This window comes from uncultured Bacteroides sp. (genome assembly GCF_910585845.1).
GTDB lineage: Bacteria > Bacteroidota > Bacteroidia > Bacteroidales > Bacteroidaceae > Bacteroides.
Genome location: NZ_CAJUHF010000023.1, coordinates 35,613 through 49,863 on the forward strand (window position 1 = coordinate 35,613; position 14,251 = coordinate 49,863).

At 48.2% G+C, this 14,251-nt stretch carries 8 protein-coding genes; 3 read left to right on the forward strand and 5 right to left on the reverse strand.

Going from position 1 to position 14,251, the window contains the following annotated elements:
* The first annotated feature begins 103 nt into the window (after positions 1 to 103).
* Positions 104 to 2,308: a heavy metal translocating P-type ATPase gene (locus QZ323_RS08345; protein WP_294634143.1), complete on the forward strand. Its 2,205-nt coding sequence runs from the start codon at positions 104 to 106 to the stop codon at positions 2,306 to 2,308.
* Positions 2,309 to 2,537: 229 nt separating this feature from the next.
* Here the strand turns inward: QZ323_RS08345 and QZ323_RS08350 are convergent, their stop codons facing one another.
* Positions 2,538 to 3,377: a helix-turn-helix domain-containing protein gene (locus tag QZ323_RS08350; protein ID WP_294634144.1), complete on the reverse strand. Its 840-nt coding sequence runs from the start codon at positions 3,375 to 3,377 to the stop codon at positions 2,538 to 2,540.
* A 62-nt stretch (positions 3,378 to 3,439) separates the two neighbouring features.
* On the opposite strand from QZ323_RS08350, the gene lipB reads away from it, so the two are divergent.
* Complete coding sequence (gene lipB / locus QZ323_RS08355; RefSeq protein ID WP_294634145.1) at positions 3,440 to 4,099, forward strand: lipoyl(octanoyl) transferase LipB; 660 nt, start codon at positions 3,440 to 3,442, stop codon at positions 4,097 to 4,099.
* Positions 4,100 to 4,183: 84 nt separating this feature from the next.
* On the opposite strand, the gene QZ323_RS08360 is transcribed toward lipB, so the two are convergent.
* From QZ323_RS08360 to QZ323_RS08375, 4 genes are all read right to left on the reverse strand, one after another.
* A complete protein-coding gene (locus QZ323_RS08360) occupies positions 4,184 to 6,367 on the reverse strand; it encodes a S9 family peptidase (RefSeq protein WP_294634146.1) in 2,184 nt (727 codons plus the stop codon).
* Positions 6,368 to 6,634: 267 nt separating this feature from the next.
* Positions 6,635 to 7,966 carry an MATE family efflux transporter gene (locus tag QZ323_RS08365; RefSeq protein WP_294634147.1) on the reverse strand — a complete coding sequence of 444 codons (1,332 nt, stop codon included), beginning with the start codon at positions 7,964 to 7,966 and terminating at the stop codon, positions 6,635 to 6,637.
* Between the two features lie 590 nt (positions 7,967 to 8,556).
* The gene (gene yidC / locus QZ323_RS08370) at positions 8,557 to 10,407 is read right to left on the reverse strand and encodes a membrane protein insertase YidC (RefSeq protein WP_294634148.1); all 1,851 of its coding nucleotides are present in this window, start codon (positions 10,405 to 10,407) and stop codon (positions 8,557 to 8,559) included.
* A gap of 39 nt (positions 10,408 to 10,446) precedes the next feature.
* Positions 10,447 to 12,075: a CTP synthase gene (locus QZ323_RS08375; RefSeq protein ID WP_294634149.1), complete on the reverse strand. Its 1,629-nt coding sequence runs from the start codon at positions 12,073 to 12,075 to the stop codon at positions 10,447 to 10,449.
* A gap of 227 nt (positions 12,076 to 12,302) precedes the next feature.
* On the opposite strand from QZ323_RS08375, the gene QZ323_RS08380 reads away from it, so the two are divergent.
* Positions 12,303 to 13,745 (forward strand): DUF3078 domain-containing protein, encoded by a 1,443-nt coding sequence (locus QZ323_RS08380; RefSeq protein ID WP_294634150.1) that lies wholly within the window; start codon positions 12,303 to 12,305, stop codon positions 13,743 to 13,745.
* Positions 13,746 to 14,251: the final 506 nt, after the last annotated feature.

The window sequence follows — 14,251 nt, forward strand, 5'->3', positions numbered from 1 at the left end:
ATGTTGCAACTTTGTTGCACGGCATATAATTCTATATTTGCATCCTCTGCTGATGTACTCAGTGAGGTAACTTTATTAATCCACTAAAAAAGGAGAACTATTTATGAAAACGAAAAAGCAGACGTTTCCTGTGCTGGGCATGCACTGTGCAGGCTGCGCCAATAATGTAGAAAGGACTGTCCGAAAACTGGACGGCACGATAGAAGCATCGGTCAATTTCGCTTCCAATACATTGTCCGTTTCTTATGAGACAAGCAAACTGACCCCTCAGAAGATACGCGCGGCAGTGCAGGCTGCGGGTTATGATCTTATTGTCGGAGAGGAGTATGCCGAAGAGCGTCAAGAAGAGGAGCAACGTAAACACTATCGTCGTTTGAAGTTACGTGTGATAGGAGCATGGATGTTTGCTTTCCCGCTGCTGTTACTTTCTATGCTCTTCATGCATGTGCCTCATTCCGGTGAGATACAGATGGTGCTTGCCGTTCCGGTACTGGTGTGCTTTGGTGCACCGTTCTATATCGGAGCATGGAAGCAGGCACGGCTGGGACGTAGCAATATGGATACGCTGGTGGCACTGAGTACGTCGATCGCTTTTTTGTTCAGTGTATTTAATACCTTCTTCCCCAACTTCTGGTATAGCCGTGGGCTAGAACCTCATGTCTATTATGAGGCTACCGTGGTTATCATCGCTTTTGTCCTGACCGGTAAGCTGATGGAGGAGCGTGCCAAAGGAAATACTACTGTCGCTATCCGCAAACTGATGGGGCTGCAACCTAAGGTGGCACGTGTGCTTCGTGGCGGTAAAGAGCAGGACATCCCTTTGGAACAACTGAAGATTGATGATCTTGTCAGTGTCCGTCCCGGTGAGCGGATTCCGGTGGATGGCAGCTTGGTTGAGGGTGACTCTTACGTGGATGAGAGCATGATCAGCGGCGAGCCTATACCGGTGGGAAAACGGATTGGCTCGCACGTGCTTGCCGGCACCATCAATCAGAAGGGGAGCTTTGTTGTCCGTGCCGAAAAGGTGGGCGGAGAGACCGTGTTGGCACGCATCATACGTATGGTGCAAGAGGCGCAGGGCAGCAAGGCTCCCGTGCAACGTATTGTTGATAAGGTGACAGGCATCTTCGTGCCGGTTGTGTTAGGTCTGTCGATGCTGACTTTTTTGGTCTGGATGCTTTTCGGCGGGGTAGGGATGCTTTCACATGCTCTGCTTTCGGCTGTCTCCGTACTGGTGATAGCCTGTCCTTGTGCTCTGGGGCTTGCCACTCCTACTGCCCTGATGGTGGGTATAGGCAAGGCAGCTGACGAGCATATACTGATAAAGGATGCCGTGGCATTGGAGCAGATGCGTAAGGTGAACGTTGTAGTGCTGGATAAGACTGGCACACTGACTGAAGGGCATCCCACAGTAGTCGGCTGGTTATGGGCGCATCGGGAGAATGAACAAGATAAAGCCGTACTTTTGGCTGCTGAACTCAAATCGGAGCATCCACTTGCCTATGCCATCGTAGCCGCATTGCAGGAAGAAGAGCGGATAGTGCCTGCTGTTTTGGACGGCTTTCAGAGTATTACGGGCAAAGGTATTAAAGTGTTCTGCCGACAGACGGAATACTGGGTGGGTAGCCATAAACTACTGAAAGATTACGACGTCACGCTGACCGATGCATTGGGCGAGGAATTGGCCCAGTATGCATCCGAGGGATGTAGCATTGTCTACTTTGGGCGGGAAAATGAACTTCTTGCGGTAGCAGCTATCAAGGACCGGATAAAGGAGACTTCTGCCGAAGCTGTCAGGGAACTTCGCAAGCAGGGTATTGAGGTCTATATGCTGACAGGCGATGGAGAACGGACCGCTTCCGCCGTTGCAGCGCAATTGGGAGACATCCGCTACGAAGCCGATGCACTGCCTGACGACAAAGAGGAGTTCGTGCACCAGTTGCAACTTCAGGGTAAGACAGTAGCTATGGTAGGTGACGGCATCAACGATTCGCAGGCTTTGGCTCGTGCCGATGTCAGCGTGGCGATGGGCAAAGGAACCGACATAGCGATGGACGTGGCGATGGTTACTCTGATGACGTCTGATTTGCTCTTGTTGCCGAAGGCATTCAGCCTCTCCCGGCAGACCGTACGTCTGATCCATCAGAACCTCTTCTGGGCGTTCATCTACAACTTGATAGGTATTCCGGTAGCGGCAGGACTGCTCTATCCCGTCAATGGACTGCTATTGAATCCCATGCTGGCAAGTGCCGCTATGGCATTCTCCAGCTTTTCAGTGGTACTGAACAGTTTGCGGCTGAGAAACTAAATCTTCTGCAACGCAAGAACCATATGGCATATCGCTGGAGTACTAAGAGCCTGTTTAAATTTTCTTCAAAAAGTTTTTTATTCAGCTTCTTTTAAGTCTCTTTAGAGTTTCTTTTCGGTCTGTTTTCCTCTTTTTATTCGTCACATAGCCCGCTATGCTCCTCATAAAAACAGAAAAACATCCTCAAAAAGAACTCTCAAAGGAAGGCTGAACAAAATTTAAACAGGCTCTAAGCATTTCTGTACTCCAGTGGGCTTATTCCCACGTATCTCTTGAAGTATTTCCCGAAAAAAGAGGCACTGGGGAAGTTGAGCGAGTAGGCAATCTCCTGAATGGTCATGTCCGTAGACTTGAGCCGCGCCTTGACATCGGTGATGACTACTTGCGAGATGATGTCGAGTGCATTTCTTCCTGTAACCTGCTTCACCGTGGTGCTGAGGTGCTGCAGAGAGATGCCCAGTTTGTCGGCATAGAACTGTGCGCGGCGTTCGATCATGTAATTCTCGATGACCAACTGCACGAACTTTTGGCATATTTCTTCTTTTCTACTTTTGGTTACAGTGTTCTGAGGGCGACGTGCATAGAGCGTATTGATGCCAATCAATATGTTGTGGAGCGTACTTTGCGCCATAAGGGTATTGGTGGAGGTCGGAGTGGCAATGGATACGCGTGTGAGCAGTGCGAAGTAGTCGGTAAAGTAAGAAGCTATCTGGTCACTGATGCTGAGTATGGGGTTGTCCCATATTTTGGAGAATGAACCCATTGTAGCCTGTATCAGGTTGATTCCGTTGACACAGTGGGAGGAGAACCCGACGAAGCAAAGCCGTACTTTCTCTTTCTGTTCGTTGAGCTGGATGATGGCACCCGGCATCAGGATGATCAGATCATTCTTCTTTATTTCATATTCCATCAGGTTGATGGATGCCGTGATCGTACCTTCGGTGCAAAGGGCGAGAATGAATGTTTTCAGTCGGCACGACTGGCGGTAGAGATTCAGGATGTCTTCGGTGACGTCCGTCCATGCCAGCATTTCCACTGGCAGGTCCACTTGGGGAAAATTATATTTCATCTTTTTATTATTTGCTGTCGGCAAATATACAGTTTTCTCTCTAAAATATTAATTTTGCAGGCATGAAACTAAGTGTTGAAGATTGGAATGTGATTCCGTATGCAGAGGCTTGGACCCGGCAGTCGGAATATTTCGAGACTCTCATCCGCGCCAAGGAGGCGGGACAGGAGTACACGAACCGTATCATCTTGTGCGAGCATCCGCATGTCTACACCTTGGGGCGTAGTGGCCGCGAGGGAAACATGCTATTGGGTGAAAGGCAGTTGCAGGAGATGGGAGTTACGCTCTATCATATCGACAGAGGGGGAGATATTACCTATCATGGTCCGGGACAGTTGGTTTGTTACCCCATACTGAACTTGGAGGAGTTTTCGCTAGGGCTGAAAGAGTATGTGCATTTGCTGGAAGAGGCTGTGATCAGTGTGTGTGCATCGTATGGCATTTCTGCCGGACGGTTGGCAAAGGCTACCGGTGTGTGGCTGGAGACTGAGACGGTGCGGGCGCGTAAGATTTGCGCTATTGGTGTGCGGAGCAGCCGTTTTGTTACCATGCACGGGTTGGCACTCAACGTGAATACCGATATGAGATACTTCGGTTATATCAATCCCTGCGGATTTGTAGACAAAGGAGTGACTTCGTTGCAACGCGAGCTGGGGAGAGAACTGCCGATGGCGGAAGTGAAAGAGAGAATGACAGAAGCGTTGCTTCGGTTGCTCGGCTAGTGGAAGTTTTTTTGTTTACTTATGGTAAAGCCTGCCTTCGACGATTGTAGATATCGTCGATTGGCAGGCTTTTTTTATTTGAGTCTATTTTTTCAGCCAGCGGTCGAGCCACTCGAAGAAGGTACGTTGCCAGAGTACGCCGTTTTGCGGTTTCAGTACCCAGTGGTTTTCGTCGGGATAGATCAGCAGTTGGGCAGGAACTCCGCGCATCACTGCGGCGTCGAAGGCTGCCATTGCCTGGTTGGGCAGGATACGGTAGTCCTTCTCACCGTGGATGCAGAGTATGGGCGTGTCCCATTTATCCACAAACTTGTGCGGAGAGTTGGCGAAAGTGCGTTGCGCCGTAGCGTTGTCCTTTTCCCAGTACGCACCGCCCATGTCCCAGTTGGCAAACCATTTCTCCTCGGTTTCGAGATATTGCATTTCCATGTTGAAGATACCGTCGTGTGCAATGAAGGCCTTGAAACGTTTGTCGTGGTGTCCGGCAAGCCAGTAGACGGAGAATCCGCCGAAGCTGGCTCCCACGCATCCCAGGCGGTCGGCATCAACGAAGGGCTCTTTTGCCATTGCATCGATGGCGGTGAAGTAGTCTTTCATGCACTGTCCGCCGTAGTCACCGCTGATGGCTTCGTTCCATTCCACTCCGAAGCCGGGCAGACCGCGGCGGTTGGGTGCTACGATGATGTAGCCGTTGGCGGCCATGATCTGGAAGTTCCAACGGTAGCTCCAGAACTGGCTGACGGGGCTTTGTGGTCCTCCTTCGCAGAAGAGCAGGGTGGGGTACTTCTTGTTCGGGTCGAACTGCGGGGGATAGATGACCCAGGTGAGCATCTGTTTGCCGTCAGTGGTTTCCATCCAGCGGGGTTCTACTTTACCCATTTCGAGTTGGTCGTAGATGTGCTGGTTTTCGGTGGTCAGTTGTCGGGCGGGAGCGGGTTGTTCGCTGTCTGCCTGTACGGCAAATATCTCGTCGGCGGCACTCATGGAGTGGCGTTTGGCGATGAGGCTGTTGCCGCAAAGGGCGATTGAGGCGTAGTCGTACATACCCTGAGTCAGCGGACGTACGGTAGGTTCCTCTTTCGTGATGTCAGCGTGGTAGATGTGGGTCTCGCCGTGCCATACGCCGAGGAAATAGATCCCTTGCGAGTCTTTGTTCCAAAGGAAGGCATCGACGTTCGAGGGGAAGTTGCGTGCGTCTACTACGAAGCGTTTCTCACCAGTGGTGCGGTTCATTACGCACAGGCGGTTGAGGTCAGCTTCATATCCGTCGCGCTCCATACTCTGCCAAGCGATGTACTTTCCGTCGGGCGAATATTGAGGATTGGTATCGTAGCCCATGAACTCGTCGATGCTGTTCGGTTGTACACCGTCTCCGTTTTGGGCTGCGGCTTCTGTCTGGGTCTTGACATCCCGCTTACAGAGGTTGATGAAGCCGCCGCGCAAGAGATCGTATTCGTAGATGTCGGAGTCAGTGGAGATGGCATAGGCGAGGCCTGTCTTCATGCGGCAGGTGAAAGCCACCTTGTCCGATGCCGGGCTCCACGCCAGTTGTTCGATGCCGCCGAAGGGCTTCATCGGGCTTTCGTAGGGCAAGCCTTCGAGGATGTCTTTTGTATTGCTGATGGCATTGCCGTCAAAGTCGGCGATGAAGGGATGGGGGGCGGTGGTTACCCATTCATCCCAGTGTTTGTACATGAGGTCATCGACGATGATGCCTGTTGCCTGAGGCAGGTCGGGGTGCTTGTCGGCTGTGCTCTGCTTGGTTTTCACCTGAGCGATAAAGAGCAGTTTCTTTCCGTCGGGTGAGAAGGCGTAGCCCTCTATGTCGCCGTCGTACTGCGTCAGTTGTCGGCGTCCGCTGCCGTCCGGGTTCATTTCCCAGATCTGGCTGCTGCCGCTTTCGCTGGAGAGGAAGGCGAGTTTGGTGCCCCCCTTGATCCAGCTTATCTCACCTTCGCGGAAAGTGGTGTAGGTGAGCTGGCGGTTGTCGGTGCCGTCGGCGTTCATGAGGAAGATTTCGCTGTTGCTTTTGTTCTGTTCTACGCTGTAGTAGGATACGGTGTAGGCGATTTGTTTCTCGTCGGGCGATACGGCTACGCCGCCGATGCGTCCCATGGCCCAAAGGGCTTCGGGGGTCATGCGTTTGCCTTCAATCTGGATGTCCGACCGCTCGATGAGCGGTGTTCCTGCCTGTCCGGCATCTTTCGTTCCGCCGCATGAGGCAAATGTCATTGCTGCTGACATAAGCAATAGATTTACTGATTTCATATTATGTATTAATTGGGTTATTGTGTCACGGAGTTGGTTTTATTATCATAGGGTCAGTTCACTTTTCTTATTGGGCCATTTGTTTCTTTTTGTGGGAACGGTGTTTTCTTATATTAAAGGTTCGACTGTCCTGGCTTATGGAGGCATCCGCTTTATATGTCCTGTCCGAAAGGAATGGCGGAATGCCTCCGGTTAGCTTTTGCAAAGATACGATAATAAAATGATTTGGAGCCTCTTCGGGCTTGGATAAAATGCGGGATTACGCACTCAGATCTCTTTCTCTTCCCATTTTCCCCGTTTTATATACCATCGGCAGAAGAGCAAAATGAATGCTGCATATACCATCTCTGAGGTCCAACACAGTGCTACGTCCATCCTCAGGTAGAGTATCGTATAAGTGATGTATGCCACATAGATGGCAAGCGTTCCCAATTCCAGCACCAATGCCATGCGTGTATTTCCTGTTCCGGATACGGACTGGAAGTAGACATTAGCCGGCACAAGCAACAGGTAAGAAGCGCACATCACCCAAAGTGAGTGCACCGCCGCATCTTGCAGGTTGCCCATATCGGTATAGATGCCAAGTATCGTTGTGGGGAACAGTGCGAACAACAGTGCCAGTGGCAATACAAACAGGTAGGCTATGCGAATATGCTGCCTGATGGTTCCCGCTACACACTCCTTGTGTCCCGCTCCGATCAGGTTGCTGACCAGCGAACCGCATGTCGATGCAAACGCCATCATCACCATAAACAGGAATCCTGATACGCCCCGGACAATGTTCGTCACCGCCAGTGCCCGTTCGCCCAGATGTTCCACATAAAGGAAAAACAGGAACCAGGTGGAGAGCGAAATCACGTTCTGTATCATGGTCCAGAACGAAACGTCCAAAATCCTCTTTAGTATTCTCCGGTCGAACTTCGGGATACGGTCGAGTCCATACTTGCGGCAGTCCACTCGTTTGCGCATGTAGAGGATGAAGAACACCAGAGAGACCAGTTCTGCCAACGATGAACCTATCGCGGCCCCCGCAATACCCATTGCCGGTATCCCGAACTTACCGAATATCAGTATATAGTTGAAGAGTATATTGCTCAGTACCATCACCACCGAGTTCAACGTCAGCGTCTTTGTCTGCGTTGTCCCGAGGAAGAATGCACGGAACATTACTCCGCTGAACGAGAAGAATGCTCCGAATACCCTCCAGTTCAGGTAACTTACTGCTGCATCGTAGATGTGTTCCGAAGCCACGATGCGTTTCAATATCAGCGGTGACAGGCTATGGGACAGGGCGAACATGACTACTGCCAGTCCCACTTGAAAATAGATCCCCTGATAGAACATGTTTCCTATCTGTCCGTACTGTTCTTCACCGTTTCTTCGTGCAATGAGAATCTGTGCCCCGATGCTGAATCCGAATGCTGCCATGAATATCACCAGATAGAAGACTCCCGCAATGGCGGATGCTCCCAGTTCCACTTCGCCCACTCTGCCCAGGAAAGCGGTGTCTGTCATACCTATCATTTGTTCCATCAGCAGGCTGATCAGGATGGGATAGGCTATTGTCCATATCTGCTTGTATGTATATTGCGTTTTCATCTGTTTTTTGTTTTTAGTGTGAATATTCTGTTTCCTCTATTTTTATCATTCTCTTTATTCTATAGGTGAGATCATTCGTCTTGTGAATGTGAATACTCTCTCATCTTTGATTTTTTACTTTTAGCTCTTGTTTCTTTTTGCTGCACTCTCCCTTTAAAATCGTCTCGTGGGACGGATAATTTCGTCTCGTGAGGCAAAAAAATCTGTCTCGTGGGACGAATTTTTTCAGCTCACGGGACGATTTTCTTCGTCTTACGAGACGAAAAAATACGTTTCATCATTCAGAGCCTGTTTAATTTTTCTTCAAAAAGATTTTTCTTCAGCTTCTTTTGAGTCTCTTTTCGGCCTGTTTTCCTGCTTTTAGGAGCATAGCGGGCTATGTGACGAATAAAAATAGAAAAACATCCTCAAAAATCGCTCTCAAAAGAAGGCTGAACAAAATTTAAACAGGCTCTCAGCTGCTATGGTTTCAACAGGCTTTTCGGATTGATCCTCCTGATTATCTTTTTGGGGTAGAAAGCAAGAAGCTGGGCAATTACGTTCAATTGTCCGGCTTCCAGGTCGTCAGGTCGATGAAAGATCGTTCAGGATTATCTCCTGTTTTGTCTCTCTTTCATCAGTTGTTCCTGTTGTTTCTGCATTGCCTCCAGACGTGCGGCAAAGCTACTCTTATTCATCTTCTTCGGATCCTTCTTTCTTGCTTCGAGTTGGGCGAGCAATTGCTTTTCGTCGGTTGTCTTCCGCAGGATGATTGTAGTCACTACGCTGATCAATGTCGAAATGAAGTAGTAATAGTTCAAGCCTGACGGATAACTGTTCAGGATGAACAACATCATGACTGGCATGAAATAAGTCATCCACTTCATCGCTGCTACTTGCGGATTGGCTCCCGTGTCCTGTTGTTGCATCATGAACTTCGAGTTCAGCAGGTTCACAACCGTCATCAGCAGGCAAAACAAACTCAAGTGGCTGCCCAAGAATGGGATGTGGAACGGGAAGTTGACGATGGCATCATACGTAGAAAGGTCGTCAGCCCACAAGAAACTCTGCTGGCGCAGTTCGATGGCGCTCGGCACGAACATGAACAATGCAATCAGTATCGGGAACTGTATCAACATCGGCAAGCATCCTCCCATAGGACTTACGCCATATTGGCTGTACAATCCCATGATCTCCTGCTGCTTCTTCATGGCATCTTCCTGCTTGGGATATTTCTTGCCGATTTCGTCTATTTTCGGTTTCAGCACGCGCATCTTTGCCGATGACATGTAGGTCTTCCATGTTGTAGGGAACACTACAATCTTCACAATCAGCGTCATCAGCAGCAATACCATGCCCATGCTCAGACCCCAGCCCGACAGCCAGTCGAATATATTGATCGTAAACCACTTGTTGATCCAGCGTATCAACGGCCAGCCCAAGTCGACCAAACGGTTCATTTCCCACTTCTCTTCGCGCCCTTTGTCCAGTGCGGTCAGTGTCTTGTAGTGGTTCGGTCCGAAGTAGAAGTGCATCTGCGTAGCTTTCTCTCCTGTGGGATCGAAGGCGGTACTCATCTCGGCAGAGTAATCCTTAATGTATCCGCTACCCTCATGTTCCATCCTCGAAGCCAGTTTCGTCTTCTCAAAGTCGGCGTCTGCAATGAATACCGATGAGAAGAACTGGTTCTTGAAGGCGATCCAGTCCACGCGTTCGGCTATCTCCTTCTTGTCGTCTTTTCCTGCCGACAGGTCGTCGGTACCCTCACCGCTGATCTTATACGTCAGTTCCGACAGCCGGTTCTCATACACATATCCTTTCTCTATCTGCCGTGCACGTTGCGCCCACTCAATGTCGACATAGTTATTGCTTGTCGCCAACTTGTTTGCCATTCCTTTGGCTTCGATGCTGAAGTCGGCAAGATAGGTGTCGGCATGCATTGCATACTTAAAGTCAATGTAGCTTGCACTATCGGCAACCAGTCGCAACGTAACGGTACTGTCGGTACGTTGCACGATGTTGAAATAATAATTTCGAGTCTGTATGGTCTCTTTCTTATTATAGAAAAGGAAGTTCATGGAGACGTCGTTTCCGTTGAATAAGGTCACAGGCGTCTTTTTGTCCTGCTCCATATACTTTTTCAGTACGGCCTTATATATGGAACCTCCCTTTGTGTTGAGGGTCAGCTCTGCCAGATTGTTGTGTATGGTCACCAACTCTTCTTTCCCTTGTCGCGCATTGAAGAAGAGTGAGGCGGAGTCTGCCGCTTCTGCTTCTCTTTCGTTGGCGAGTGCTGCTTCAGCTTTGGCTTTCAGCGCTTCTTCGCGTTGTTGCACAAGGGCAATAGAGTCGTAGTAACGTTGCTGTGCTTCTAATTGTTCTTGGCTTGGACGGCTCAGAAAACTGAATACAACCAACAAGATAGCTATTAAAACAAACCCTGTAATGGTATTTTTATCCATAGAATCTTTATACTATTTACTATATGATAACTTTAGAATTTATTGGAGTGTCGTTTTTTCGTCGAAGTTCTCGATAGCCGCTTTGATAAAGGACACGAACAACGGATGCGGTTTCAATACCGTACTGCTGTATTCCGGATGGAACTGTGTTCCGACGAACCACTTCAATTCCGGTATCTCTATGATCTCTACCAGATCAGACTCTGGATTGATGCCCACACATTTCATGCCGGCAGCTTCATATTCGGCTTTATAGTGGTTGTTGAACTCATAACGATGACGATGGCGTTCTTGGATATGCTCTGTCCCGTATGCTTCGTATGCCTTGCTACCTTGCTGCAATACACATTCATAAGCACCCAGACGCATGGTTCCGCCCATGTTGGTGATGGACTTCTGCTCTTCCATGATGTCTATCACGTTGTGCGGAGTCTTCTCGTTCATCTCGCGTGAATCGGCATCAGTGTATCCCAACACGTTGCGTGCAAACTCGATGGCGATGCACTGCATGCCCAGACAGATACCGAACGTCGGAATGTTGTGCGTACGTGCATACTTGATGGCAACAAACTTGCCTGCAATGCCACGTTCGCCGAATCCCGGTCCAATCAATACGCCTGCCATGCCTTTCAGTGCTTCGGCTACGTTGTCTTCGGTCAGCTTCTCACTGTTCACGAAGTCTACCGATACTTTACGGTCATTGTAGGTTCCTGCCTGCGAAAGAGCTTCGCGGATGGACTTGTATGCATCTTGCAGGTCATACTTGCCTACTAAGGCAATGTGTAAAGGTTCCGTATCTTCTGCCTTGTGACGACGTTCGAGGAATGCACGCCACGGACCCAATCCCGGAGTATCTCCTACGGGCAATCCCATTTTTCTCAGGATCGTCTCGTCCAACTTCTGTGCCTGCATCAGGATGGGCACTTCGTAGATTGTCGGTGCGTCGATACTTTGCACCACTGCATTTTCATCTACATTGCAGAACAAGGCAACTTTCTTGCGGAGATTTGTACTCAGTTCGTGCTCCGTACGCAGCACCAAAACATCCGGCTGGATACCTGCGCTTTGTAGTTCCTTTACGGAGTGTTGGGTCGGTTTGGTCTTCAGCTCACCGGCAGCGGCAAGGTAGGGCACATAAGTAAGGTGTACGCACAATGCGTCGTGTCCCAATTCCCATTTCAACTGACGGATGCTTTCCAGATACGGCAAAGACTCGATGTCGCCTACTGTACCACCGATTTCCGTAATCACGAAGTCAAACTTATATTTGTTGCCCAGTAACTTTACGTTCCGTTTGATCTCGTCCGTAATGTGCGGAATGATTTGGATGGTCTTACCTAAATAATCCCCACGACGTTCTTTGTCAATGACACTTTTGTAGATGCGTCCGGTAGTAATGTTGTTTGCCTTGGTGGTCTGAATACCTAAAAAGCGTTCGTAGTGTCCCAAATCCAAGTCTGCCTCATGGCCGTCTACGGTCACGTAGCATTCTCCATGTTCGTAAGGGTTCAAAGTACCCGGATCAATGTTGATATACGGGTCAAACTTCTGGATGGTTACTTTATAACCTCTTGCTTGCAGCAATTTACCGATGGAGGATGAAATAATGCCTTTACCTAATGAAGAGGCCACGCCACCGGTGACGAAAATGTACTTTGTTTCTCCCACAGCTATACTGTTTTTAATATTATTTTGTTATTCTGATGTTGTACACTTGAGCAATCTGATCATGCAAGTGTGAAACTTAAAAAGCGCAAAATTACAAAAAAAAGGAGAAGTATATCAAGTTTCCATGAAACAATTCTATAAAAACTTGCTTTCTTTTCCTTTGCTTTTCTATGTTTTCTAAACATTTTAAATTACTTTTGCACTCAAAACATAGATTTTAGGGCGTTATGAAGAATAGATATTTATCGTTGTGGGCGGTTGCTGCACTTTTATCTTCGTCTGTTATGGCGCAGAATCCGGTGCAGTCTGTCAAAAAAGCCGCAGAAGAGTCGGCTACAGTACAAGTAGATACCTTATCGGACTTGATGAAACAATATTTTGTTTTGAAATTGAAACAGGGAGAAGATACATTAAATTTGGATACGGTCTCCATGTTGCATGAGAAGTATTTCGGAATCCTGAAATATCTGAATGATCCTTCTACTCCGGAACGTTATATCGCACTGAATCCTGACTATTATCGTCTGTTTATCCCCCTGACATATTATAATTCTCCGTTGGAGAGCATTTCCACGTTGAAATGGAAACCCCAGCCTTTGGATACGATTGAGGATCCAACCAAAGAACTTTTGCCTTTCGATGAAAGAGCCTTCACTGCAAAGAAACGTGCGAATGAAGTTGTGGATCGGACGTTGCTTTATCTGTATGCAAATGAAGATCCGCGCAGGATTATATCATGGGAAGATGAGATCATGCAGGTGAAAGCCTTCAAAGATGATATCGAAAAGGAAGTCTCTTCCAAACCCTCTGTAGTCAAACTGTTCTCTCAGGAAAATATGGTGAATGTGAAAGAGGACGTGGAAGTGGTTATCCGTAAACCGAACTGGTGGGTGACGGGTGGAAGCGGTTCTCTGCAGATCACCCAGAACTACATCTCAGACAACTGGTACAAGGGAGGCGAAAGCACCAATTCCGTACTGGCGAGCCTACAGTTGTTTGCCAATTATAATGATAGGGAAAAGATACAATGGGAGAATTTATTGGATGCTAAGTTAGGGTTCTCCTCAGCGCCCTCGGATGAGTTTCATAATTATCTGGTGAATACTGACCAGCTCCGTATATATAGTAAATTAGGTGTGCAGGCTGCCTCCAATTGGTATTATACCATTTCGACAGAGTTTAAGACTCAGTTCTGTCACGGCTATAAGGCGAATAAGGAACCGTTGGTGTCTTCTTTCCTGGCTCCGGCAGACTGGTCGGCAAGTATCGGTATGGACTATAAACTGAAAAAGAAGAAGTTCAACCTGTCAGTGTTTATTGCTCCGTTAACGTGGACTATGCGTTATGTAGGCAACAAAGAAGTGAACGAGGTGGACTTCGGTTTGGAAGAAGGCAAGACGGTGCGCCACAACTTCGGTTCGCAAGTGAAGCCGACGCTTTTTTGGCAGATTATACCTTCCATTACGCTGGATTCCCGTTTGGACTACTTGACGAGTTATGAGTGGGTTCGTATCGAATGGGAAAACACTTTCAATTTTGTGCTGAACCGGTATCTTTCTACTAAACTCTATATACATGCCCGTTTCGACGATAGCAGTATGCCGACTACCGGAAGCAGTCACTTCCAGGTGAAAGAGTTGTTGAGTTTCGGTATCAATTACAAATGGTGATTGGCTATATGACAAGTGATTGATTATAATGTTGGTGTTTTTTTGTAAGGCTGTCTCTGGTCAAGATCAAGAGACAGCCTTATTTTTTTCTATCTCATCCGATATTTGGAGTGATGCGTAATGGTAATGGCATGACACCTTGTATGTTATGTATCCGGAGATTTGGGGTGGCTAAAGTTCACGTTTGTGTCGCTAAACCTAAGCATTGTCATGCTAAACCTCAACATTGTGTCGCTAAACCTTAGCATTGCTATGCTAAACTATAGGCTGTGATGAATATACGGAACCAGCGTGTTGGATACGACAAACCACGGATGGGAATACAGGTAAATGAGTCCTTCTACTACAAGAAGTTTCACCATAAATATTTGTGTATTATACGATTATCGGGTGGGTGAAGGATGTGAGGGATGAAATATGGTATTTATTGGTTCTTCGTCACTTTTGGGGCAGTAACTATTCAGCGAGAACAAAGGATACGAAGAATTAGCCCGTCAGTTTAGACG

What these genes read in the sequence shown, in the direction of transcription:
- QZ323_RS08345 (WP_294634143.1), top strand. Translation starts at nt 104, where the DNA reads ATGAAAACGAAAAAGCAGACGTTTCCTGTGCTGGGCATGCACTGTGCA.
- QZ323_RS08350 (WP_294634144.1), bottom strand. Translation starts at nt 3,377, where the DNA reads ATGAAATATAATTTTCCCCAAGTGGACCTGCCAGTGGAAATGCTGGCA.
- lipB (WP_294634145.1), top strand. Translation starts at nt 3,440, where the DNA reads ATGAAACTAAGTGTTGAAGATTGGAATGTGATTCCGTATGCAGAGGCT.
- QZ323_RS08360 (WP_294634146.1), bottom strand. Translation starts at nt 6,367, where the DNA reads ATGAAATCAGTAAATCTATTGCTTATGTCAGCAGCAATGACATTTGCC.
- QZ323_RS08365 (WP_294634147.1), bottom strand. Translation starts at nt 7,966, where the DNA reads ATGAAAACGCAATATACATACAAGCAGATATGGACAATAGCCTATCCC.
- yidC (WP_294634148.1), bottom strand. Translation starts at nt 10,407, where the DNA reads ATGGATAAAAATACCATTACAGGGTTTGTTTTAATAGCTATCTTGTTG.
- QZ323_RS08380 (WP_294634150.1), top strand. Translation starts at nt 12,303, where the DNA reads ATGAAGAATAGATATTTATCGTTGTGGGCGGTTGCTGCACTTTTATCT.